This is a genomic window from Ensifer sp. EB106-05-01-XG146 (genome assembly GCF_058791875.1).
Window position 1 is genome coordinate 209,849 of record NZ_JBYTDX010000001.1, and the last position, 21,468, is coordinate 231,316.

Below are 21,468 nucleotides of genomic sequence, written 5' to 3' on the forward strand. Positions count from 1 at the left end.
GCCGCCCATGAAACTCGGTGACGGGGTCGAGCAGGCCATTCACAGCGTGACGATGCTGAGCTGTCTTCAGCCCGGCAGCACCCTGTCGGCGGCCGCTCTTGCCGAGTTCCATGGCGTCTCTACGAGCTATCTCTTGAAGCACCTGCAGGCGATGTCCGGTGCCGGACTGCTGGAGGCAGTTCCGGGTCCTAAGGGCGGTTACCGGCTCGCGAAGACGCCGGAGAAGATTACCTTGCTCGATATCGTGCTTGCGGTCGAAGGCCCGGAGCCGGCGTTCCGGTGCAACGAGATCCGGCTGCGCGGTCCCAATCCCTATGCCTGCAAGCCGACCGCGCCCTGCACCATCAATGTTGCGATGCTGAGAGCCGAGCAGGCCTACCGCACCGAACTCAGGCGCGTGACCATCGCCAGCATCCTGGATGATCTCAACGCGAAGGATGACGGCAGCGTATGGGCGCGAACCGAAGCCTTTCTGGCGATCAACGAGCGCAAATCGTCCGCCAGCGCCTGACCCCCATCAACCCGTTAAGCCCAAGGAGGTGGCATGAAAGAGACCGCGTCCGCTGAGAGAACGGATCACTGAGATGCAGGTGATGATTGAGGGACAGCCACGCTTCCGGCCTTTCGGCTTATCCTGTTGGGGTTTTGGAGATCTCAACACGGGAGTTGGAAGCATGACTGCGTCCTATGATTACCATATCGGCGTTGATTACCACAAATCCTATAGCCATCTGGTGGTGCAGGACAGCAGCGGCAAGACGCTGCGCTCCGGCCGGGTGAAGAACGATCGCCAGTCGCTCGGCGGGTTTCTCGAGCGGTACCGCGAAAACAGCCATGCGGTTGTCGAGGCGACGCGCAACTGGATGGTTATCTACGACTGGCTCGACGACATTTGTGATGATGTCGTTCTCGCCCACCCGTTGAAGGTCAAGGCGATCGCCGACGCCAAGATCAAGACCGACAAGATCGATGCGACCGTGCTGGCGCATTTGCTGCGCGCCGACCTGGTGCCGGAAGCCTGGGCGCCAAGCGAGCGGTCGCGGGACCTGCGTGTCGCCCTGCGGGAGCGGATGTTCTACGTGCGGCTGCGCACGATGACGAAGAACCGCATCGTCACGGTGTTTGATCGCTATCCGGAGCAGACGGCGCAATTGAAGACGCTCGGCGATCTGTTTGGTAAGGCCGGCCGCATTCAGCTTTCGCAGGTCAACGTCTCTGAGATCGACCGCATCCAGATCGACCGTGGCCTCGCTTTCATTGGCGACATCGATGAGCGGATCAAGCAGTCGGAAGCGACGATCCGGGCGATGACCAAGGCCAATCCCAACGTGAGGCTGTTGAAGACGATCCCCGGCATCGGCGAGTTCTTCGCCCGTCTGATCGACGCGGAGATCGATGACATAGCGCGGTTCCGCAACCCGAAGAAGCTGGCCGCCTATGCCGGGCTGGTGCCCTCGACCTATTCGAGCGGCGGCAAGACCTATCACGGCAAGATCATCAAGCAGGGCAACAAGTGGCTGCGCTGGGCTTTTGTCGAAGCGGTCACCCCGGCGATCGCCAGCGATCCACAGCTTCGCGCCCAATATGAGCACCTGAAGATCAGAGGAACCAACAAGGCGCGTGTGGCGATGGCGCGCAAGCTTTTGACGATCGCCTTCCAGATCCTGCGCGACCAGCGCGCTTACGAGCCGCGCGGCGAAAGCATCATCACGGAAGGCGCGTCAATGAAATCCCGACTGTCCTGATGACTTTCTAGCGAGCCTAGCAGTGCCGGGCTGCGCTCCTCAAGGAGAATGGGAAGCCGGGAGCCGAACGCCACTCTGTGACCGAAGCCAAGCCATCAGGTCACGCATTGGAGAATGGTTCAGAACCGAAGGACGGCCCTGTCCAGCGGAACGAAGACCATTGAGCCGATCGGCAAAAAAGGCCGGTCAGAACAAAACCGAACCCAAGGAAAGCCGCCAACTCAAGGCGTTCTGCCCCTTGCGTTCTTTCATTGGAGAAGTCCATGCAGCCGCGTTTCAACTTCGTTCAAGCCGCTCCCGATGCCTACAAGGCCGCGGCCGCCTTCGACAGCTACATCGTCAAGGAATCCGGCCTGGAGCCGCGGCTGATCCACTTGATCAAGCTGCGCGCCTCGCAGATCAACGGCTGCGCCTATTGCATCGACATGCATGTGAAAGAGGCGCGCCACACCGGTATGAGCGAGCAGTGGATTCACCTGATCTGCGCCTGGCGGGAATCGCCGATCTATGACGCGCGTGAGCGCGCCGTGCTCGCTTGGACGGAATCGCTGACCAACCTTGCCCAGACCGGCGCACCCGACGCGGATTTCGAGCCGCTGCGCGCGCACTTCAGCGAGGCTGAAATCACCAAGATCACCATGGCGATCGGCGTCATCAATGTCTGGAACCGTGTCGCTGTCGGCCTGCGCTCGCAGCATCCGGTCGATCAGCCGGTCAAGGCCGCCTGATATCGCGTGAGGAACCTCCAGCTAGCCCCGAGGTCCGCTTCGGGGCTAGCTGCTCTGCATCCTAGAGCATCCGCGTTCAGATGAACGTACGGCGTTCTAGAGCGCGATGTAACGATCGGCGCGGTGGTTGATGGCCACGAACAGGTTCAAGACGACAGCACCGAGCACCGACCAGGCAACGACGGTGGGCGAAGTCACGCCGAAGGCGAAGACGAGCACGACCATGTCGATCGCAAGCTGCACGAGGCCGGCGCGAATGCCGAAGCGCTCCTGCAGATAGATGCCGAGAATACCGACGCCGCCGAGGCTGGCGCGGTGGCGGTAGAGCGCAAGCAGGCCGTAGCCGAGCAGAAGTCCGCCGAGCAGGGCCGCCCAGGCTGGCTGGATCGTGCCGATCTGGAAGAGGCGCGACTGGATGTCTGTCAGGAACGAGGTCACGCCGATGGCGATGAAGGTTTTGACCGTGAAGGCCGGGCCCAGCCGCTTCAGCGAAAGATAGAAGAACGGCAGGTTGAGCAGGAAGAAGGCGAGGCCGAAATTGATGCCGAAAGCATAGTGCAAAAGGAAGGCGACGCCCGCCGTGCTGCCGGTCAAAAGGCCGGCGCTTGCGAGGAAATAGAGGCCGAGCGCCGCAATCAGGCTGCCGGTAAAGATGCCTTGCAGGTCCTCGACGGCGGAGTGCCGGGTCGGGCTGGTGTTCCAGAGACCGAAAACGCTGCTGATCTGGGCCATGGCAAATCCTCGATTGCGATGGCTTGAGCAATGCTGCAATGCACAACAACAATCAAGAAAAATATGTCAGTTATGCTGACCTATTTTTGCGACTCTGCCTTGCGTTTTATGCAGGCTTGCGCGCCAGGAACAGGATGCCGAAGACTGGCTCTCCCGCATCCATGCGGATGACCGTGTGCTCCATGGCCACAAGCTCCAGTCCATGCGTTGCGCAGAGGCCGCGGACATAGGTCTCGCTGTGAGCGTAGCGCAGCGACGGCCGCAGCAGGAACTCCTCCCCATCGCCGGCGTCCTCCACCGAGAACGCAAAATGGCCCTGAGGGGCGAGCAGGCGCGTGGTGATGTCGAAGACACTGTCGAGATTGCCGAGATACATGAGAACGTCGGCGGCGCTGACGAGATCGGCTCGGGCGGTGGCGAAGTTGCCGAAGATGCCGGAAACCTCCGGCGAAAGAGAGAGATCGGCGCGCGCCAGCCGATCGTAGGTGGATTTCGCCTCGGCCTTGGCGAGCATATTGATGGAGATGTCGAAACCTTCGAGGAACTGTGCCTGATCCCGGATGCGCTCGCCGAAGAGGCCGGTGCCGCAGCCGAGATCCGTCACATGCTCGAAGATGAGGCCTCCCGTGTGGCTTTGCCCGATATGACTTTGAATGAGGGCTGCGAGCTTCTGCGGCACGGTGTAGCCGAGCTTTTCCACCAGGGCCTTGTCGAAGCGATCGGCATAGTCGTCGAAGAGGCGCTCGACATAGAGGCTCGGGGGCTGTTCGGGCATGGCCGCAGCGCCAAGCAGAGCCAGTTTGAGGCCGGCGCCGAAGATATCCTGGGGGCTGAGCGCCAGCGTTTTCCTCAGCGCTTCGATCGCCGCCTCTTTCCGGCCAGATTTTTCTTCATAGTCCGCGAGCCGAAACCAGCCGGCTGCCCAGTTGGGTGCCTGTTCCAGCGCTTGCGCCATGAGTTCGGCCGCACTTGCGGGCTCGCCGCCCTCGGCAAGCATTTTTGCGTAGTCGGCGCGGCGGTCGGCGATCAGGTCGCCGGAGGAGAGCTGGTTGAGCGTCATCAATGTGAGATGTTGGTTGCGATTAGCGCTTCTGACGCCGGATGCCGCAAAATACAAGCGGAATCTGGCGCGATCGGAAGCGCGGGCCGTGCCCGCCGGGGCCGGTGACTTGCGACGTTGCCGATCGCGGCTTATGTGAAGACAAACAGGAGAAGTTCGCTGATGTCGGACGGAATGAACAGATTCTTGGGTGACTCGCCGCTGCGTGTGCTGGTCAAGCTCATCGTGGTGTCGATCCTCGTCGGCTTCGTGATGAGGATGTTCGGTTGGTATCCGACCGATATCTACTTCGCCGTCCGCAACTTCCTGCTCGACCTCTGGTACACCGGCTTTGCAGCGCTTGGTCGGGTCGGCGACTATCTGCTGCTCGGCGCCGTGATCGTTGTGCCGGCCTTCGTCATCCTGCGCGTCCTGAACTTTCGGCGTTGACGATGCAGGACCGCCTTCTTCTGATCGAACGCCGCGGCCTGCTGCGTGCGACCGCCATCCTCTCGCTCAGCGCACTTGCCGGCTGCACGACGTCCAAGGTGCTGATGCCCGAAAGCGGCACCGGCAGCGACCAGACCGCAGCGAGCCTCGGTTATGTCAACAAGCTGCGCAAGGGTAAGGGCCTGACCGAGCTCGTCGCCGACCATGCGGCGTCCGTCGCTGCGATGAACCAGGCGGCGCGCATGGCCAAGGCCGGCAAGATGCAGCACCTGATCGGCTGGAACGACAGTTTCTACGACCGCATGAAGGGCCAGGGCGTGACGCTTCCGGCCGCCGAAAACATCGCCGTGGGCCAGGACGATGCCGAACGCGCCTACGACGCCTGGTACAGGTCGCCCAAGCATCTCGAAAACATGCTCGGCAATTACCGTGGCCTGGGCGTTGCCGTCGCGCAGAACGCAGCCTCCGGCAACCGTCCGTTCTGGGCGATGGTACTTTCGGGCTGATAGCGTCCGCATTCGTATGGAACTGCGCCCCTCATCCCCCTGCCCGGACAATCTCCCCGCAGGCGGGGAGTAGGAGGCTTGCCGCGCCCTTCCAATCCACTGTGACTGATATCCGGACTTTCCTTCGATCGATGCCGGGGGTGACGTTGCGTTCGCCACGTCCCTCTCCCCGCTTGCGGGGGAGAGGGCTAGGGTGAAGGGCTCTTGCCGCATTGGGACGTTTTCGCCGAGCTGCACGACGCGCTTGCATCCCCCCATGCTCATTCCCTAAAACGGTCATCTCTCACCTACCACGCCCGGACCGTTCGATGACCGCCTCTTCCGCCTCGCCGAGCGACGCTGCCGGCCCGTTCCATGTCACCCATCGGCTGATCCTGGCGATCGCGTTGCCGATGACGCTCGGCTTTCTGACTACGCCCTTGCTAGGCCTCGTCGATACCGCCGTTGTCGGCCGCATGGGGCAGGCAACCTTGCTGGCGGGCCTTGCCGTCGGCGCCATCCTGTTCGACCTGATCTTCACCAGCTTCAACTTCCTGCGGGCAGCGACCACGGGTCTGGTTGCCCAGGCCTATGGCCGCGGCGACCGGCGCGAGCAGCAGGCGGTGTTTTGGCGATCGCTGATCATTGCGCTCGTTTGCGGCACGGTCAGCCTGCTCGTTTCGCCGGTGCTTTTGTCCGGTGGCCTCTGGCTGATGGGACCGGAGCCGGAGGTGGCTGATGTCACCAGCACCTATTTTCTCTGTCGCATCCTTTCGGCACCGGCGGCGCTTGCCAATTACGCCATCCTTGGCTTCGTGCTCGGCCGCGGCGAAGGCACCATCGGGCTGATGCTGCAGACGCTGATCAACGGCATCAACATCGTGCTGTCGATCCTGCTCGGCCTGGTGTTCGGCTGGGGTGTGATGGGAGTGGCGCTCGCAACCGTTACCGGAGAGGTGATCGGCGCGCTCGTCGGCTTTGCCATCGTCTGTGGACGCTTCGACCGCAAGGATGCGCCAAGCTGGGCCGAGATCTTCGATCGCGAACGGCTGAAGCCGCTCTTCGGCCTCAACCGCGACATCATGATCCGCTCGTTCCTGCTGCTGGCCGCCTTCACGCTGATGACCCGCATCGGCACCGCCTTCGGGCCTGTGACGCTTGCCGCCAATGCGGTGCTAATGACGATCTTCCTCGTTGCCGGCTACTATCTCGACGGCCTTGCCAATGCGGCGGAACAGCTCATCGGCCGCTCGATCGGCGCCCGTTACCGCCCGGCCTTCGACCGTGCGCTGCGGCTGACGGCCGCCTGGTCGCTGGGGCTTGCACTGGTGACGACCGTTGCCTTCCTGCTGTTCGGCGGCAGGCTCATCGATCTTCTGACGACGGCCCCGGATGTTCGCGCGGCGGCTTACGAATATCTGCCCTGGGCGGCAGTGACGGCGATGACCGGCGCGCTCGCCTTCCTGATGGACGGCGTCTTCATCGGCGCCACCTGGTCGCGCGAGATGCGCAACATGATGCTGGCGGCCTTTGTCGGTTATGCCGCAGCGCTCGCTGTGCTGGTCCCCGCCTTCGGCAATCATGGCCTGTGGGCGGGGCTCAACCTGTTCCTGTTGATGCGCGGGCTGTTCCTCTTGTCGCGGATCCCGATGAAGGCGCGTCAGACGTTCCTGCCGGCCCAGTAGTCGAGACGGCTGTCGCGGATATCGCGGATCGAGGTGAGACGCTCGCGCTCACAGAGATCCGAGAGGCCACGTACGATGCGGCCCGGCAGGGCAGGGCCCTCATAGACCATGCAGGAATAGAGCTGAACCAGATCGGCGCCGGCGCGGATCTTTTCGGCCGCGGTTTCGGCCGAGCTGACGCCGCCAACGCCGATGATCGGCAGCTTCGGGCCGACACGCTTGCGCATGCGGGCAAGCACCGCCGTCGACTTTTCAAACAGTGGCTTGCCCGAGAGGCCACCGGACTCCTTCGCTTGGGCCTGATCCTTGAGGCCGTCGCGCGAAAGCGTCGTGTTGGAGACGATCAGGCCGTCGAGATTGTGTGCCAGCACTTCGGCAGCGATATCGTCCATGCCTTCTTCGGTGAGATCGGGCGCGATCTTCAGGAAGACGGGAACACGGCGATTGCTGCGCAGCGCCTCTTCGTCACGCGCGGCAAGCACCGCCGACAACAGGGCGGCGAGACTTTCGCGCGCCTGCAGGTCGCGCAGACCCGGCGTGTTCGGCGAGGAGATGTTGGCGGTGAAATAGCGGGCGACCGAGTAGAACGTATGGATGCCGCTGACATAGTCGGCGATGCGGTCGGCGCTGTCCTTGTTGGCGCCGATATTGACGCCGATCAGCGCATCGCGCGAACAGGCCTTCAGCCGCGCCAGCGCTGCGCCATGGCCTTCATTGTTGAAGCCGAGGCGATTGATCACCGCTTCGTCCTCGACCAGGCGGAAAATGCGCGGCTTGTCGTTGCCTGCCTGCGGCTTCGGCGTGACGGTGCCGATCTCGGTGAAACCGAAGCCGATCTTCAGAAGTGCTTCCGGCACCTCTGCATTCTTGTCGTAGCCGGCCGCCATGCCGATCGGGTTCGGAAAAACGATGCCAGCGACTGTCTGCGCAAGCCGCTTGTCGGCCCTGGCGGGACAGTTCGGTACGAGCCCGGTCTTCAGCGCCTTGATCGAAAGGCCGTGCGCGGCCTCCGGATCGAAGAGGAAAAGGCCGCGGCGGGCAAGGCTGGTCAGCGGGTTCATGCATCAAGTTCCGGGAAGATATGCGCGCCGTCGGCGCCGAGCGGCAGGGGCTTTTCCCAGAGAACGGCCGACAGGAAGAGGGGGGCATAGAGATGTGGGAAGAGGGCGCCGCCGCGCGAGGGTTCATAGACCAGCTCTTCGCCAAGTGCGTCGCCGTCGACGGCGACCAGAAGCAGGCCTTCCTGTCCCTCGAAGTAGCGCGCTGCCGTCTCGACCACCTGTTCACCGGTCGAAAAATGGACGTAACCGTCGGCGAGATCGACCGGCGCGCCGTCGAAGCGCCCGCTGCGCTTGGCTTCCTGCCACAGCAATGCCGGAACGATTTTGTAGATGATGGAACTCATGGTGCCCGTCTGTCCCCGTAATCTTCTGTCGTGGCCTTGCCGTAAATATCGGCGATTGTCCATCGCAGAAGGACGACGATTCGCGCATAATCGGCGGTGAAGACCGATTTCGCTCTTCTCGTTCGCGCACATGTGATGTTCCGACAAGGATCGTAACGGAGAAGATGTCATGAAAAACGCTGCTGCCATACTTCTGTTCGGTACCGGATTGGCTCTGGCCGGCGGCGCCAGCGCGCAGGATCCGTCCCCCGGACGCTACAGCATGCAGAAGTCCGACACCGGTATCGCCCGGCTCGATACCCAGACCGGCGAGGTATCGCTCTGCCAGGAGAAGGACGGCCAGTTGGTGTGCCGCATGGCCGCCGACGAGCGGGCCGCTTTTGAACAGGAGTTGGACCTCCTGACGAAGCGGGTCGATGCTTTGGAAAAGGCGGCCAAAGCCGGTGAAAGTGTCGCAAAACAGGACCTTCCGGCTGAGGAAGAGATTGACCGGGCAATGGGCATCATGGAAAGAATGATGCGTAGGTTCATGGATATCGTGAAGGATCTCGAAGGCAGCGACCCCGCTCAGGAGCCGCAGAAGACCTGAGTTTCCGGATCGGCCATGCGGGATGCGGATCGGCGCGTGGGGGCGTGCAGATTTCAGCCCGGGCTCTTGGGAGGGAGCAGCATGACACCGGACATGACCATCATCATCGCGGACGACCATCCGCTGTTTCGGGGCGCAATGCGCCAGGCACTGAGCGGCGTGGACGGCGCGCCCGCCATCGTCGAGGCCGGCGATTTCGCAGCCGCGCGCAAGGCGGCGGCCGACAACCCTGACGCCGATCTCATGCTGCTCGACCTGACCATGCCCGGCGTCAGCGGGCTTTCCGGTCTGATCGCACTTCGCGCCGAATTTCCGAGCCTGCCGGTCATGGTGGTTTCCGCCCATGACGACCCGGCGACGATCCATCGCGCGCTCGATCTCGGCGCGTCCGGCTTTCTTTCGAAATCGGCCGGCATCGAGGAAATCCGCGAGGGGATCGAGAAGGTGATGGCCGGCGAGGTCTTCGTTCCCGCGGGCTACGACCAGGCTCAGGAATACGAACCCGAGGTCGCCGATCTGCTCCAGCGCCTGCAGACCTTGACGCCGCAACAGTCCCGCGTGCTCAGTATGCTCGGCGAGGGCCTGCTCAACAAGCAGATCGCCTACGAACTCGGCGTCTCCGAGGCGACGATCAAGGCGCATGTCTCGGCGATCCTGCTAAAGCTCAATGTCGACAGCCGCACCCAAGCGGTCATCCAGCTTTCGAAGATCGGCACCGTCGCCGCCGCCTGATGCGGCCGGCCTTGGCTTTGTGATTTCTCTCGTCCCAGGCGGCCCCACAACGTGGGAGCCGTTCATTCCGCAGCCGTTCGTGCCGCCGTCGAAAGTTGCGTCAGCCAGGCGCGCATCGCCGCCGGGCGCACCGGCTTGTTCTGGATCGCGATGCCGTCGCGTTCGGCCGCGGCGCGCACTTCCGGCGAGCGGTCGGCCGTCACGAGCAGCGCCGGCGTCGCTTCGCCGGTCGATGCCCGAATGCGGGCGACCGCCTCGATGCCGGTCCCGTCGTCGAGGTGATAATCGGCGATGACGGCGTGTGGCTTCTCGCCGGGCTCCACGCCGAAATCTGAACAGGCAGAAAGCGATTCCGCCGTACTGACGATACAGCCCCAACCTGACAGCAGCACCCGCATACCCTCGAGGATCCGCGGTTCGTTGTCGATGCAAAGCACCCGCAGGCCGTTCAGCGCCTCGCTTGCCTTGCTCTGTGGCACCGGACGGACAGCGACCCGTTCGCCGGCGCTGGCATCAAGTGGCAGGGTCACCTTGAAGCCCGTGCCCTTGCCGGGCGTCGATTGCAGGCTGACGGGATGGTTGAGCACGCGCGAGATGCGGTCGACGATCGAAAGGCCGAGCCCAAGACCGGACGCCGTACGGGCGCCTTCGTCGAGCCGGGCGAATTCCTTGAAGACGGTGCGGAACTTCGACTGGGGAATGCCGATGCCGGAATCGAGCACCTCGATCGTCGCCATGGCGCCATGTCTGCGCACCCCGACGAGCACCTTGCCGGCCAGGGTGTATTTGATCGCGTTGGAGACCAGGTTCTGGACGACGCGGCGCAGCAGGTTCGGATCGCTGCGCACGACGAGCGATGTCGGCATGATAATGAGTTCGAGATCCTTGGCCCGCGCCATCGGGGCGAAATCCGTCTCGATCCTTCTGAGCAGCTCGTTGAGCGGAACGGACTGTATCCGCGCCTTCATGGCGCCGGTGTCGAGGCGCGATATGTCGAGCACGGCACCAAGGATGGCCTCGACCGATTCCAGCGAGGAATCGATGTTTTCGACCAGCGTGCTGTTGTCGGACTCGCCGAGCCGCTCGACGAGCGACGAGGAATAGAGGCGGGCGGCGTTCAGCGGCTGCAGGATATCGTGGCCGGCGGCGGCGAAGAACCGCGTCTTGCCGATATTGGCCTCTTCCGCGGCCGCGCGCGCCTCGGCGAGCTCCCGGTTCACCCGGGTCAATTCGCCGGTGCGCTCGGCCACGCGCAGTTCCAGTGTCTCGTTCGCCTGCTTCAGCGCCATGTCGGCGGCGACGCGCTGGGTGATGTCGGTATAGGTGGTGACGATGCCTTTGTCGGGCATGGCGTTGGTGCGCACTTCGATGATGCGCTCGCCGTTGCCCAGTTCGAGCAGGAAGGGTTTGTCTAGCGTCAGGAAGTTGGCGACCAGCCCCTTTTCCTGATCCTTGCGAATATCGCCGCGCTTGGTGAGGATCGAGACGATATCGGCAAGCGGGAAGCCGACCTGGCCGGCTGCCTCCGGCAGGTCGAGAAGCTGGCGGAAGCGCCGGTTCCAGATGATCAGGTTGTTGGCGTTGTCGAAGACGGCGATGCCCTGGTCCATCTGCGAGAGCGCAGTCTGCAGCATATCCTGATTGTATTGCAGCGCCTCACTCGCCTGGTCGAGCAGCCAGGCCGTCTCGGACGATGTGTCGTCGCCGCGCTGCAGCGCCAGGGAAAGCACCAGCCGGGCGGAGGACGAGCCGATGGCGCTGCCGAGCAGTTGCTCGGAGAAATGCACCACGGCCATGTCGGCTGGCGCATTGTCGTCCAGCCAGCGGCCGGTCTGGCGCTCGTACGTATGGAACGAGCGCTGCATGCGCTCAGCACCCATGTAACGGGCGATCGTCGCCTTGAGGTCGCGCACCGTGACCTTGGTCTTGCGGCCGCGAAAGGCGCCTTCGGTTCGCGACCGCCGGGTGATGAACACGCCGGCCTGGAAGCGTTCGATCGGCTTCGGTGTGCGGGTCAGCGATCCGAGAACATAGGTGGCGCAGTTGACGAGCAGGCTGAGCGCCGTCGCGTTGACCAGCGGGTCGGCGTTGGGGCCGGAGAAGAGGTCGGTGAACGGCAACAGGAAGCTTAAGATCGTCGTCGCCACATGGGAATTGTCGGGTCCGCCGAGGCTCGGCAGGAAGAGCAGATAGGCCCAGACGAGGAAGCCCGAGACCATGCCGGTGATCGCGCCGCGGGCATTCGCCTGTCGCCAGATGAGGCCGCCGAGCAGCGCTGGCGCCATCTGCGAGATGGCGACGAAAGACAGAAGGCCGAGCGAGGCGAGGCCGGCGCTGATATCGGCGGAGCGGTAGTAGCCATAGCCGAGCAACAACACCACGAAGATCGCCGAACGGCGAATGTTGAGCAGCGTTCCCGCGAGGTTTTCCTGCAAGCCGCCGCGCTGGCTGAGGTTGCGGCGCAGGAACACCGGCATGACGATATCGTTGGAGATCATGATCGACAGTGCCACGGATGCGACGATCACCATCGCGGTCGCTGCCGAAAAACCGCCGATGAAGGTGATCAGCGTCAGCACCGGCAGGCCGTTGGCGAGCGGCAAGGTCAGCAGGTAGAGATCCGCGTCGCCGGAACCGGAAAAGGTGAGGATGCCGGCTATCGCGATCGGCAGCACGAAGAGATTGATGCCGATCAGGTAGAGTGGAAAGAGGATGCCCGCGGTGCGAAGCTCGCCTTCGGTGCGGTTCTCGACGACCGTCACGTGGAACTGCCTGGGCAGCATGATGATCGCGAAAGCCGACGTGACGATCAACAGCACCCAACGGGCGATAGGGGTCTCGTAGGAGAGCGCCGACTGCACGGCGGGGCTCTCTGCCGCCAGCGACCACAGGTGAGCCGGTCCGTTGAAGATGACGAAGACGATGTAGAAGCCGGCGGTGACGAGTGCCACCAGCTTGACCAGCGATTCCATCGCGATCGCAAGGATCAGGCCGTCCTGATGCTCCGTTGCGTCCGTATGGCGCGTGCCGAAGACGATGGCGAAGCAGGCGAGAAACAATGTGACGAGCAGGGGAAGATCGACGTAGCTCTGCCCGGCGCCGATGCCGTAGTCGCTGGTGTTGATCATCGCTGCGACCGAGCTCGAAATCGCCTTCAGCTGCAGCGCGATATAGGGAATGGCGCCGACCAGCGAGATCAGCGCGACGATGGCGGCCACCGCCGGGTTCTTGCCGTAGCGGGCGGCGATGAAGTCGGCGACGGAGGTCAGCTTCTCGGTTTTGGCAAGGCGGATGATCTTGCGGATCAGCGGCATGCCGAGCGTGAACATCAGGATCGGGCCGATATAGATGCCGGTGAACTCGAGTCCGCGTTCGGCAGCAAGGCCGATGCCGCCGAAATAGGTCCAGGAGGTGCAATAGATGGCAAGGCTCAGCGCATAGACGAGCGGTCTGCCCTTCAGCGCAGCGCTGTTCCTCCTGGCCCGCCGGTCGCCATAGCTAGCCACTGCAAACAGCAGCAGCAGATAGGCGAAGGCCGAGGCAAAGATGACCGAACCCGAAAGCATGCCTCATTCCTCCAGGGCGGAGCATAGGACAAGTCCGCCGGGTTGAGAATTGCCTGCCGCATGAGTCTTAAGTTCAAGGCTCGACACGAGAAATCGGTGTACAGCACAGGCTGCCTTCCCGTTCCTGCTCCATCCGCTGCCAATTGACCAAAGGCAAAGAAAGGTTTTCTCGCTGCCCGCTTTGGTTTAGTTTCCGTAAACGCTTGCAGCGCGGGACAGCGCCGCCAGCCGTTTTCAAACGGGGATAATACGGAGAGATTTATGCTGAATGAGTTCAAGGAGTTTATTGCCCGCGGGAACGTGATGGATCTCGCGGTCGGTGTCATCATCGGCGCCGCCTTCAACAAGATCGTAACGTCGGTCGTCGAGGACCTGGTGATGCCAATCGTCGGTGCGCTGACCGGCGGCGGTTTCGATTTCTCCAATTATTTCCTGCCGCTCTCGGCGAACGTGACGGCGACGTCTCTCGCCGCCGCCCGTCAACAGGGTGCCGTCTTTGCCTATGGCAACTTCATCACCGTGCTCATCAACTTCCTGATCCTTGCCTGGATCATCTTCCTGATGATCAAGGCGGTGAATCGCATGCGCGCTTCGATGGAGAAGAAGAAGGACGAAGCACCGGCCGCGCCCCCGCCGGAAGACATTCTGCTTCTCGGTGAAATCCGCGACCTGCTGAAGCAGCGCGCGTGATTTTCCTCGCGGCCCTGGCTTCGCCGGGGCCGCGAAACATCACAAAAATCGATAAACCGGTCAGATAAAGTCGCGTGATCGCCTTGGCGAAAGCGGCTAGAAGCAACGGGCAAGCTGGAGCGGTCCATGTCGCTCTAGTCCATTGGAATCTTTCACGATGATCTAAAGGCCGCGGCCTTTAACGTCGTGCATCCGGAGCCCGCCGATGACCATCCTCAGCACCATCAGTCCCCGTGCGCTTTCGGCACCTGAAAGCGGCATCGTCGAGGTGGTGAACTATGCACGCGGGCGCGATGGCCTGATCCCGCTGTGGGTCGGAGAAGGCGACCTGCCGACGCCTGCCTTCATCAGCGACGTTGCGCGCGATGCGCTTGCCGGCGGCGAGACCTTCTACACCTGGCAGCGCGGTATCCCGCCGCTGCGCGAGGCACTGTCGCGCTACTATCAAAGGCGCTTTCAGAAGTCGCTTTCGCCCGAGAATTTCTACGTCGTCGGCTCCGGCATGCAGGCGATCAAGCTCTCGATCGAGGCGATCGCCTCGCCCGGCGACGAGATGGTGCTTCTGACGCCGGCGTGGCCGAACTTTGCCGCCGCCGCCGATCTCTCCGGCGTTCGCCCGGTCTCGGTGGAGCTTCGTTTCGAACACGGCAAATGGCAACTCGATCTCGATCGGCTGCAGGCGGCGATCGGTCCGAAGACCAAGGCGCTGTTCATCAACACGCCGTCGAACCCGACCGGCTGGACCGCGACCCGCGAGGAGTTGGCCGCGATCCTGACGCTGGCGCGCAGGCAGGGGCTCTGGATCATCGCCGATGAGATCTACGCGCTCTATTATTATGGCGGCGCCCGCGCGCCGTCCTTCCTCGACGTGATGGAGGAAGGCGACCGCATCCTCTTCGTCAATTCCTTCTCGAAGAACTGGTCGATGACCGGGTGGCGTGTCGGCTGGATCGTGGCTCCGCCCGCGATCGGCCAGGTGCTCGAAAACCTGGTGCAATACTCGACCTCGGGTGTCGCCCAGTTCATGCAGCGCGGTGCCGTCGTGGCGCTCGACGAGGGCGACGCCTTCGTCGATGCCAATGTCGCCAAGGCGGCGAAGAACCGGGACGTCTTCTGCGACGCGTTGATCGCCACCAACCGGGTGGAAACGCTCAAACCCGATGGCGCGCTCTATGCGTTCCTGAAGATCGACGGCGTCACCGATTCGCGCGCGGCGGCGATCGACATCGTCGACAAGACCGGCGTTGGCCTGGCGCCGGGAACGGCGTTCGGCGACGGCGGCTCGCTGTTCATGCGCGCCTGCTTCCTGCGCGATCCGGACCATGTGAGGGAAGCGGCGGACCGTCTCCAGGGTTACATTCTCGGGCGCTGACGGCCGTAGATTGAAAGAGCGAGGCGGCGACGTTATTCGTCGCCGGTTTCGCCAAGCAGCTTCTGCTCATGAGCGATCGCGTGGCCGATCAGCCGCGCCCAGATGTCTTCGTAAAAATCAGGATCGAGGTTGACGCGCGCAGCGTTCTTGCGGGCATTCTCGCGCACTTCCATCACCCGCGCCGGAATGTCGGCCTTCAGTTTCAGCGGCGCCTTGATCTCGGCCGCGCGGTCAATATAGCCCCAGCGCTCGGCAAACAGCGCCATCAGCGCCTGGTCGAGACGGTCGATCTCGGCACGCACGTCGGCCATGGTTTCGCATTGCGCGGGGGTTTTCTGCATCTGTCTCGTCCAATTGCCTGGATGCGGCCAAGCGCGGGCCCAGGATGTTCGAGCGTCCCTCGGCTCTCAGCAAGCGGGGCGCTTCTGCGGCGCACTGCTAACAAACGGCGAGCTATCTTGGAAGGGGCAACAGGGTCGCAGCCGGCGACCCTTGAGGTGGTCACCTCAGCAGGCGATCGCTTTGCAGGGGAGGAGGGTGCGGTCCTGTCTCCGTCTGCGGCGATCGCCTGCTGACGTGTTAAGGGAAGTTAGCTGGCCAAGCTTGAGCGAGGCTTTTTAGAACGGGATGAGGAAAAGTGTCTGCGGTTTTCCGCCCGCATCCCGCTCCAATGGATCGACTACGTTCCGATCATCAGCTTGATCGCAAGGCCGACGAGGGTGACGGCCGCCACCCCCGCGCACCAGAGGCCAACGAACCAGAGAAGCTTGCGGCCGGTTCCTGTTTCGCTGGTCAATGGTAGCCCTCCTCCGGATCGACCTTGCCGCGGAACACCCAGTAGGAATAGGCGGTGTAGGCGAGAATGATCGGCACCAGCACCAAAGCGCCGGCAAGCAGGAAGGAGAGGCTTTCTTCAGGCGCGGCCGCGTCCCAGATCGTCAGCGATGGCGGCACCATATAGGGGTAGAAACTGATGCCGATGCCGGCATAGCCGAGCACGAAGAGGCCCAGTGCGGCGATGAACGGCCGGCTGTCGTGGCGCTTGCGGATACCCGTGATCAGCGCATAAAGGCAGCCGAGAACGAGCGCCGGCACGATGACGCTGAAGATCGCCGTCGGATAGCCGAACCAGCGGTCCAGATACTGCGGCTCCAGGAACGGCGTCCACAGGCTGACGATGCCCATGGCGGCGACGGTGGCGAAGGAGCATTTGAGCGCGAGGTCGCGGGCCCGGTCGGCAAGGTCGCCGTGGGTCTTCATCACAAGCCAGGTAGCGCCGAGCAGCGCATAGCCGACGACGACGGCGATGCCGGTCATGATCGAGAACGGCGTCAGCCAATCCCACCAGCCGCCGACATAGGCACGGTTCTCGACCGGGATGCCCTGGACGAGGGCGCCGAGCGTGATCCCCTGCGCGAAGGCGGCCAGCATCGAGCCGCCGGAGAAGGCCCAGTTCCAGAGATATTCGGCCCGCCGCGTGCGCCAGCGATATTCGAAAGCGACGCCGCGGAAGATGAGGCCGATCACCATGGCGATGATGGGCGCGTAAAGTGCGGGCAGGATGGTCGCGTAAGCCAGCGGAAACACCGCCATCAGGCCGCCGCCGCCAAGAACCAGCCAGGTCTCGTTGCCGTCCCAGACCGGGGCGACGGAATTCATCATCACGTCACGGTCGTGCTTCTCCGGGAAGAACGGGAAGAGGATGCCGACACCGAGGTCGAAGCCGTCGAGAATGACATAGGCGAGCACCGCAAAGGCGATGATGCCAGCCCAGATGAACGGCAGATCAAACTCCATTATGGCCTCCCTTAATGTTCGCATGGCTGCTGTGGATGGCGGGGCCCGGCATGATGCCGGAACTGCGCAATGGTCCTTCGCCGAGCTCCGGCATCGGATCGCGCGGCAATCGCGCCATCAGCCGGAGGATGTAGAAAGTGCCGGCACCGAAGACGAAGAAATAGACGATGATGAAGGCGATCAGCGAGGCGGCGACCGCGGGTGCCGCGATAGGCGCCACTGAGTTTGCCGTCAGCAGATGGCCGTAGACGGTATAGGGCTGACGGCCGACTTCGGTCGTGACCCAGCCCGCGAGCACGGCGACGAAGCCGGCGGGCCCCATGGCGATCGCGGCACGGTGCAGCCAGACATTGCTGTCGAGCGTGCCGCGATAGCGACACCAGAGCGACCAGAGCCCGATGCCGAGCATGGCGAAGCCGAGGCCGACCATCACCCGGAATGACCAGAACACGATACCAACAGGCGGGTGAAGTTCTCCCGGGATCGTATCGAGACCGGCAAGCGGCGCGTTCAGATCATGCTTCAGGATCAGGCTCGAAAGCTTCGGGATCTCGATCGCGTAATCGACGCGCTTTTCAGGCGAGTTCGGAATGCCGAAGAGGATGAGCGGCGCGCCGTCCGGATGGCTCTGGTAGTGCCCCTCCATCGCCATCACCTTGGCCGGCTGGTGCTCCAGCGTGTTGAGACCATGCATGTCGCCGGCGAAGATCTGGATCGGCGCGACGATCGCCGCCATCCACATTGCCATCGAAAACATCTTTCGCGCCCGCCGCGGCGCCGTCTTGCGGATGAGGTGCCAGGCGCCGCAGGCGCCGACGACGAAGGCGGTCGTGAGATAGGCCGCCAGCACCATGTGGGTGAGGCGATAGGGGAAGGAGGGGTTGAAGACGATCGCCCACCAGTCGACCGGGACGAACTGGCCCGCCTCGTTCATCGCGAAACCGGCCGGCGTCTGCATCCACGAGTTCGCCGAAAGGATCCAGGTGGCCGAGATCAGCGTGCCGACGGCGACCATGACGGTTGCCAAGAAATGCAGCTTCGGCCCGACGCGGTTGAGGCCGAACAGCATGACACCGAGGAAGCCCGCTTCGAGGAAGAAGGCGGTCAGCACCTCGTAGCCCATCAGCGGCCCGATGATCGGCCCGGCCTTGTCGGAAAAGACGCTCCAGTTGGTGCCGAACTGATAGGACATGACGATGCCGGAAACGACGCCCATGCCGAAGGCGACGGCAAAGATCGTCTTCCAGAAATTGAAGAGTTCGAGATAGACCTCGTCCTTCTTCCACAGCCACAACCCTTCGAGCACCGCGAGGTAACTCGCAAGCCCGATGGAAAAGGCGGGGAAGATGATGTGGAAGGAAACGGTGAAGGCGAACTGGAAGCGAGCGAGCAGGGTCGCATCGAAACTCTCAAACACGGGCGCAATCCTTTCAGACACGCGGATGCGACGCCTCACGGAAGCGTAGGCCGCAATGCTCTGGCTGCTGCATCATTTGTCCGGTGACCGATCGTCGATCAGGGAACCTGTCTTGGCCTCTGGCCGAGGCAAATCCTGGGGTTGCACCGGCTTTTCAGCATGCACTTGAATCTGCGCCAAATTTGCCAAACGTCAATGACAGCGCGTCCGCCACGTTGTCACACTGCGGCAATGTTGCGCTGCGGCATATTGGCGAAAGGTGAGCGGGATATCAGCGGCGCGCGAGATAGGCCTCGGCCAACTCCGTCCAGAAAGCCGCGCCGATCGGCAGCAGGTCGTCGTTGAAGTTGTAGCCGGGGTGATGCAGCGGCCTGTCGTCGTCGCTGACCTTCGAGCCGAGGAAGAAGTAGGTCCCCGGCCGCTCCTTCAGCATATAGGCGAAATCCTCGCTGCCCATGAAGGGGCGGGCGAGATCGACCACCTTGTCGGCGCCGGCGAAGCGGACCGCGAGATCGCGGACGAAGTCCGTCTCGGCCTTGTGGTTGATCGTCGCATCGTAGCTGCGCTGGTAGTCGACGGTCGCGCGCATGCCGAAGCTCGTCGCCTGCGCCTCGGCGATCATGCGGATGCGGCGTTCGAGTTCGTCGCGCACATCGGGCTCGAATGAGCGGATACCGACGACGATCTCGGCGCGTTCGGGAATGATGTTGCTGGCCGAGCCCGCATGGAAGGCGCCGACGGTGACCACAGTCGGATCCATCGGATGGATGTTGCGCGAGACGATCGATTGCAGCGCCATGACGATCGAGGCGCCGCAGACGATGGGATCTGCTGTTTCCTGCGGCTCCGCGCCATGCCCGCCGCGTCCATGCACGGTGATGCGCGCCTCGTCGACGGCGGCCATGATCGGGCCTTCTCTAAGGGCGAACTGGCCGAAAGGCAGACCCGGCTCGTTGTGAAGCGCGAAGACGGCGTCGCAGGGAAACTGATCGAACAGGCCCTCGTCCATCATGATCTTGGCGCCGCCGAAATTCTCCTCGGCCGGCTGGAAGATCAGGTGGATCGTGCCGTCGAAATTGCGCCGCTCGGCAAGCGCGCGGGCAGCACCCAGCAGCATCGTCGTGTGGCCATCGTGGCCGCAGGCATGCATGAGGCCCGAGGTCTTGCTGGCATAGTCCAGCCCGGTTTCTTCCAGGATCGGCAGCGCATCGATGTCGGCGCGGATGCCGATCGAGCGCTTGCCGTTGCCGTTCCTGAGCGTGCCGACGACACCGGTTTTCGCAAGCCCCGTCGTCACCTCGTAGCCGAGACTCTCCAGGTGTTTTGCAATGAAGGCGGAAGTACGCGTCTCCTCCAGTCCGAGTTCCGGATGCGCATGCAGGTCGTGGCGAATGGCGACGAGTTCCGGCATGGCGTTGGTGATCGAGGGGGAAAGCTTCATGTCAGGCACCGCGGGTTGGTATGCGATTTTCGAAGGTGCGGAAAGCCACCACCAGAATACCGGTGAGGCACATGTAGATGAGCGCGAGCAAAAGCAGCGGCTCGTAGGTGAGGAAGGTTTCCTGCCGCACCTTGGAGATGACCGCATAGACGTCGACGACAGTCACGGTCGCGACAAGTGGCGTCGATTTCAGCTGCAGCACCGTTTCGCCGTTGAGCGTTGGCAGAGCCCGATGGATGGCGCGCGGCAGCCAGATGCGGCGGAACATCGTCCAGCGGCCCATGCCATAGGCCTTCGCCGCCTCAAGCTCGCCGTTCGGAACGCCGGCAAAAGCGCCGCGCATGACTTCGCCCTCATAGGCCGCAAACGAAATGGTCAACGCCGCCACGCCATAGGGCCACGCTTCGCGCAGGTAAGGCCAGAGGAAGGACTGGCGGATCGCCGGAAATTGCGGGAACAGCGAGCCGAGACCGTAATAGAGCAGCCAGAGCTGCAACAGCAGCGGCGTGCCGCGAATCACGGTACAAAACACCTTGGCCGGCAGTTTCAGGAACCAGGGGCCGGTGACCTGCACGAGGCCGATCGGCACCGCCAGCAGGAAGCCGAGGATGGCGGTGCTGAAGAGCATCATCAGGCTGACGAGGATGCCCCAGCCAAGCCGTGGCAGGTAGCGCGGCAGCCAGTCCCAGCGCATGAAGACGGCGACGGCGACGACGAAGGCGGCAAAGACCAGCATCATGAGGATGCGGTGCGGCAGGAAGAAGCTCTTCGCCGTCGGCAGGTCTTCGGGCGTAAACGCAACGGCGTGGGTGGTTTCGTCGGTCATCGGCTCTCCGCAAAACCGCGTCGGGCATGGCGTTCGAGCATGCCGATGAAGACGTTGGAGATGAGCGTCAGCGCCAGGTAGAGCGCGCCGGCCGCCAGGAAGAACAGGAGATAGGCCTTGGTCGTGCCGGCCGCCTGGCGGGTGACCAGCGTCAACTCGCTGAAGCCGACGACGGCGAGAAGGGCCGTGTCCTTGGTGGCGATCAGCCAGAGATTGGAGAGGCCGGGAATGGCATAGGGCAACATCGCCGGCAGGGTGATGCGGCGCAGAACCATGGCCGGCGACATGCCATAGGCGCGCGCCGCCTCGATCTGCCCGGCGGGCACCGCCTTGATCGCGCCGCGCAACACTTCGGTCGAATAGGCACCCTGGACGACGCCGATGACGAAGATGCCGGCCATCAGGCCGCTAATGTCGACCGGGCCAACCGAAAACAACGCCAGAACCTGATTGAGCAGGTCGGTGCCGGCATAATAGAGCAAGAGGATCAGCACCAACTCGGGCACTGCACGCACGACCGTGGTGTAGCATTCGAGCAGATCGCGCAGGACCGGGCCGCCATAGAGCTTGCCGAATGCACCGCCGATGCCGAGCGCCAGGCCGAGCGTGAAGCCGCCGACGGCGATCTGGATGGAATTGAAAAAGCCTTGCAGCAATACGCCGCCCCAGCCGGGTGCTGTAAGCGAGAGCAGGCCCCAATTGATGAGGGAATCCGCAGCCATGCGTCGTCGAGCTCCGATGGCGCCGGCCGGCGATCGCTGCAGCGCTG

General features: G+C 63.1%; 21 protein-coding genes. 10 read left to right on the forward strand and 11 right to left on the reverse strand.

What is annotated here, in order from left to right; translation table 11 throughout:
* The first annotated feature begins 7 nt into the window (after positions 1 to 7).
* The 3 genes from AC3WVQ_RS00970 (at position 8) to AC3WVQ_RS00980 (ending at position 2,473) form a co-directional block, all read left to right on the forward strand.
* A complete protein-coding gene (locus AC3WVQ_RS00970) occupies positions 8 to 511 on the forward strand; it encodes an Rrf2 family transcriptional regulator (RefSeq protein ID WP_060522333.1) in 504 nt (167 codons plus the stop codon).
* A 163-nt stretch (positions 512 to 674) separates the two neighbouring features.
* Positions 675 to 1,745 (forward strand): IS110 family RNA-guided transposase, encoded by a 1,071-nt coding sequence (locus tag AC3WVQ_RS00975; RefSeq protein ID WP_192373398.1) that lies wholly within the window; start codon positions 675 to 677, stop codon positions 1,743 to 1,745.
* A 263-nt stretch (positions 1,746 to 2,008) separates the two neighbouring features.
* Positions 2,009 to 2,473, forward strand: a complete 465-nt coding sequence (locus AC3WVQ_RS00980) for a carboxymuconolactone decarboxylase family protein (protein ID WP_034797125.1) — start codon at positions 2,009 to 2,011, stop codon at positions 2,471 to 2,473.
* A 96-nt stretch (positions 2,474 to 2,569) separates the two neighbouring features.
* Here the strand turns inward: AC3WVQ_RS00980 and AC3WVQ_RS00985 are convergent, their stop codons facing one another.
* Both AC3WVQ_RS00985 and AC3WVQ_RS00990 read right to left on the reverse strand, forming a co-directional pair.
* Positions 2,570 to 3,205 carry a YitT family protein gene (locus AC3WVQ_RS00985; protein WP_034797123.1) on the reverse strand — a complete coding sequence of 212 codons (636 nt, stop codon included), beginning with the start codon at positions 3,203 to 3,205 and terminating at the stop codon, positions 2,570 to 2,572.
* A gap of 106 nt (positions 3,206 to 3,311) precedes the next feature.
* The gene (locus AC3WVQ_RS00990) at positions 3,312 to 4,265 is read right to left on the reverse strand and encodes a class I SAM-dependent methyltransferase (RefSeq protein ID WP_060607105.1); all 954 of its coding nucleotides are present in this window, start codon (positions 4,263 to 4,265) and stop codon (positions 3,312 to 3,314) included.
* A 162-nt stretch (positions 4,266 to 4,427) separates the two neighbouring features.
* On the opposite strand from AC3WVQ_RS00990, the gene AC3WVQ_RS00995 reads away from it, so the two are divergent.
* From AC3WVQ_RS00995 to AC3WVQ_RS01005, 3 genes are all read left to right on the forward strand, one after another.
* Positions 4,428 to 4,694, forward strand: a complete 267-nt coding sequence (locus AC3WVQ_RS00995; RefSeq protein WP_034797119.1) for a DUF6460 domain-containing protein — start codon at positions 4,428 to 4,430, stop codon at positions 4,692 to 4,694.
* 2 nt (positions 4,695 to 4,696) lie between these two features.
* A complete protein-coding gene (locus AC3WVQ_RS01000) occupies positions 4,697 to 5,200 on the forward strand; it encodes a CAP domain-containing protein (RefSeq protein WP_090295008.1) in 504 nt (167 codons plus the stop codon).
* A 308-nt stretch (positions 5,201 to 5,508) separates the two neighbouring features.
* Positions 5,509 to 6,864 (forward strand): MATE family efflux transporter, encoded by a 1,356-nt coding sequence (locus AC3WVQ_RS01005; protein WP_090295006.1) that lies wholly within the window; start codon positions 5,509 to 5,511, stop codon positions 6,862 to 6,864.
* On the opposite strand, the gene AC3WVQ_RS01010 is transcribed toward AC3WVQ_RS01005, so the two are convergent.
* Positions 6,840 to 7,925 carry a quinone-dependent dihydroorotate dehydrogenase gene (locus AC3WVQ_RS01010; RefSeq protein ID WP_060522330.1) on the reverse strand — a complete coding sequence of 362 codons (1,086 nt, stop codon included), beginning with the start codon at positions 7,923 to 7,925 and terminating at the stop codon, positions 6,840 to 6,842. The genes AC3WVQ_RS01005 and AC3WVQ_RS01010 overlap by 25 nt on opposite strands.
* Positions 7,922 to 8,269, reverse strand: a complete 348-nt coding sequence (locus tag AC3WVQ_RS01015) for a DUF952 domain-containing protein (protein ID WP_034797103.1) — start codon at positions 8,267 to 8,269, stop codon at positions 7,922 to 7,924. Before AC3WVQ_RS01015 ends, AC3WVQ_RS01010 begins: the two co-directional genes overlap by 4 nt.
* A gap of 169 nt (positions 8,270 to 8,438) precedes the next feature.
* Between AC3WVQ_RS01015 and AC3WVQ_RS01020 the strand changes: the two genes are divergently transcribed.
* Positions 8,439 to 8,858: a hypothetical protein gene (locus AC3WVQ_RS01020; protein ID WP_034797089.1), complete on the forward strand. Its 420-nt coding sequence runs from the start codon at positions 8,439 to 8,441 to the stop codon at positions 8,856 to 8,858.
* 81 nt (positions 8,859 to 8,939) lie between these two features.
* Positions 8,940 to 9,590 (forward strand): response regulator, encoded by a 651-nt coding sequence (locus tag AC3WVQ_RS01025; protein WP_034797087.1) that lies wholly within the window; start codon positions 8,940 to 8,942, stop codon positions 9,588 to 9,590.
* 62 nt (positions 9,591 to 9,652) lie between these two features.
* Here the strand turns inward: AC3WVQ_RS01025 and AC3WVQ_RS01030 are convergent, their stop codons facing one another.
* Entirely contained in the window at positions 9,653 to 13,156 is a 3,504-nt protein-coding gene (locus tag AC3WVQ_RS01030) for a PAS domain-containing hybrid sensor histidine kinase/response regulator (RefSeq protein WP_090295005.1), read from the reverse strand.
* A 261-nt stretch (positions 13,157 to 13,417) separates the two neighbouring features.
* Here AC3WVQ_RS01030 and mscL point away from each other — a divergent pair, with 261 nt between their 5' ends.
* Both mscL and AC3WVQ_RS01040 read left to right on the forward strand, forming a co-directional pair.
* Entirely contained in the window at positions 13,418 to 13,846 is a 429-nt protein-coding gene (mscL, locus tag AC3WVQ_RS01035) for a large conductance mechanosensitive channel protein MscL (protein WP_034797082.1), read from the forward strand.
* A gap of 205 nt (positions 13,847 to 14,051) precedes the next feature.
* Positions 14,052 to 15,218 (forward strand): pyridoxal phosphate-dependent aminotransferase, encoded by a 1,167-nt coding sequence (locus AC3WVQ_RS01040; protein ID WP_090295003.1) that lies wholly within the window; start codon positions 14,052 to 14,054, stop codon positions 15,216 to 15,218.
* Positions 15,219 to 15,250: 32 nt separating this feature from the next.
* On the opposite strand, the gene AC3WVQ_RS01045 is transcribed toward AC3WVQ_RS01040, so the two are convergent.
* From AC3WVQ_RS01045 to AC3WVQ_RS01070, 6 genes are all read right to left on the reverse strand, one after another.
* Positions 15,251 to 15,559: a chorismate mutase family protein gene (locus tag AC3WVQ_RS01045; protein WP_034797078.1), complete on the reverse strand. Its 309-nt coding sequence runs from the start codon at positions 15,557 to 15,559 to the stop codon at positions 15,251 to 15,253.
* Positions 15,560 to 16,010: 451 nt separating this feature from the next.
* Positions 16,011 to 17,015: a cytochrome d ubiquinol oxidase subunit II gene (gene cydB / locus AC3WVQ_RS01050; protein WP_090295002.1), complete on the reverse strand. Its 1,005-nt coding sequence runs from the start codon at positions 17,013 to 17,015 to the stop codon at positions 16,011 to 16,013.
* Positions 17,005 to 18,432: a cytochrome ubiquinol oxidase subunit I gene (locus AC3WVQ_RS01055; RefSeq protein WP_090295000.1), complete on the reverse strand. Its 1,428-nt coding sequence runs from the start codon at positions 18,430 to 18,432 to the stop codon at positions 17,005 to 17,007. The genes cydB and AC3WVQ_RS01055 overlap by 11 nt, the downstream gene beginning before the upstream one ends.
* A 271-nt stretch (positions 18,433 to 18,703) precedes the next feature.
* Entirely contained in the window at positions 18,704 to 19,873 is a 1,170-nt protein-coding gene (locus AC3WVQ_RS01060; RefSeq protein ID WP_034797071.1) for a M20 aminoacylase family protein, read from the reverse strand.
* A gap of 1 nt (position 19,874) precedes the next feature.
* Positions 19,875 to 20,699 (reverse strand): ABC transporter permease, encoded by an 825-nt coding sequence (locus AC3WVQ_RS01065; protein ID WP_034797068.1) that lies wholly within the window; start codon positions 20,697 to 20,699, stop codon positions 19,875 to 19,877.
* A complete protein-coding gene (locus AC3WVQ_RS01070; protein WP_089043253.1) occupies positions 20,696 to 21,421 on the reverse strand; it encodes an ABC transporter permease in 726 nt (241 codons plus the stop codon). The genes AC3WVQ_RS01065 and AC3WVQ_RS01070 overlap by 4 nt, the downstream gene beginning before the upstream one ends.
* Positions 21,422 to 21,468: the final 47 nt, after the last annotated feature.

Coding starts and splice junctions, on each gene's coding strand:
- AC3WVQ_RS00970 (WP_060522333.1), top strand. CDS start 8: ATGAAACTCGGTGACGGGGTCGAGCAGGCCATTCACAGCGTGACGATG.
- AC3WVQ_RS01015 (WP_034797103.1), bottom strand. CDS start 8,269: ATGAGTTCCATCATCTACAAAATCGTTCCGGCATTGCTGTGGCAGGAA.
- cydB (WP_090295002.1), bottom strand. CDS start 17,015: ATGGAGTTTGATCTGCCGTTCATCTGGGCTGGCATCATCGCCTTTGCG.
- AC3WVQ_RS00985 (WP_034797123.1), bottom strand. CDS start 3,205: ATGGCCCAGATCAGCAGCGTTTTCGGTCTCTGGAACACCAGCCCGACC.
- AC3WVQ_RS00995 (WP_034797119.1), top strand. CDS start 4,428: ATGTCGGACGGAATGAACAGATTCTTGGGTGACTCGCCGCTGCGTGTG.
- AC3WVQ_RS01010 (WP_060522330.1), bottom strand. CDS start 7,925: ATGAACCCGCTGACCAGCCTTGCCCGCCGCGGCCTTTTCCTCTTCGAT.
- AC3WVQ_RS00990 (WP_060607105.1), bottom strand. CDS start 4,265: ATGACGCTCAACCAGCTCTCCTCCGGCGACCTGATCGCCGACCGCCGC.
- AC3WVQ_RS01040 (WP_090295003.1), top strand. CDS start 14,052: ATGACCATCCTCAGCACCATCAGTCCCCGTGCGCTTTCGGCACCTGAA.
- AC3WVQ_RS01030 (WP_090295005.1), bottom strand. CDS start 13,156: ATGCTTTCGGGTTCGGTCATCTTTGCCTCGGCCTTCGCCTATCTGCTG.
- AC3WVQ_RS01020 (WP_034797089.1), top strand. CDS start 8,439: ATGAAAAACGCTGCTGCCATACTTCTGTTCGGTACCGGATTGGCTCTG.
- AC3WVQ_RS01025 (WP_034797087.1), top strand. CDS start 8,940: ATGACACCGGACATGACCATCATCATCGCGGACGACCATCCGCTGTTT.
- AC3WVQ_RS01060 (WP_034797071.1), bottom strand. CDS start 19,873: ATGAAGCTTTCCCCCTCGATCACCAACGCCATGCCGGAACTCGTCGCC.
- AC3WVQ_RS01065 (WP_034797068.1), bottom strand. CDS start 20,699: ATGACCGACGAAACCACCCACGCCGTTGCGTTTACGCCCGAAGACCTG.
- AC3WVQ_RS00980 (WP_034797125.1), top strand. CDS start 2,009: ATGCAGCCGCGTTTCAACTTCGTTCAAGCCGCTCCCGATGCCTACAAG.
- AC3WVQ_RS01005 (WP_090295006.1), top strand. CDS start 5,509: ATGACCGCCTCTTCCGCCTCGCCGAGCGACGCTGCCGGCCCGTTCCAT.
- AC3WVQ_RS01000 (WP_090295008.1), top strand. CDS start 4,697: ATGCAGGACCGCCTTCTTCTGATCGAACGCCGCGGCCTGCTGCGTGCG.
- AC3WVQ_RS01045 (WP_034797078.1), bottom strand. CDS start 15,559: ATGCAGAAAACCCCCGCGCAATGCGAAACCATGGCCGACGTGCGTGCC.
- mscL (WP_034797082.1), top strand. CDS start 13,418: ATGCTGAATGAGTTCAAGGAGTTTATTGCCCGCGGGAACGTGATGGAT.
- AC3WVQ_RS00975 (WP_192373398.1), top strand. CDS start 675: ATGACTGCGTCCTATGATTACCATATCGGCGTTGATTACCACAAATCC.
- AC3WVQ_RS01070 (WP_089043253.1), bottom strand. CDS start 21,421: ATGGCTGCGGATTCCCTCATCAATTGGGGCCTGCTCTCGCTTACAGCA.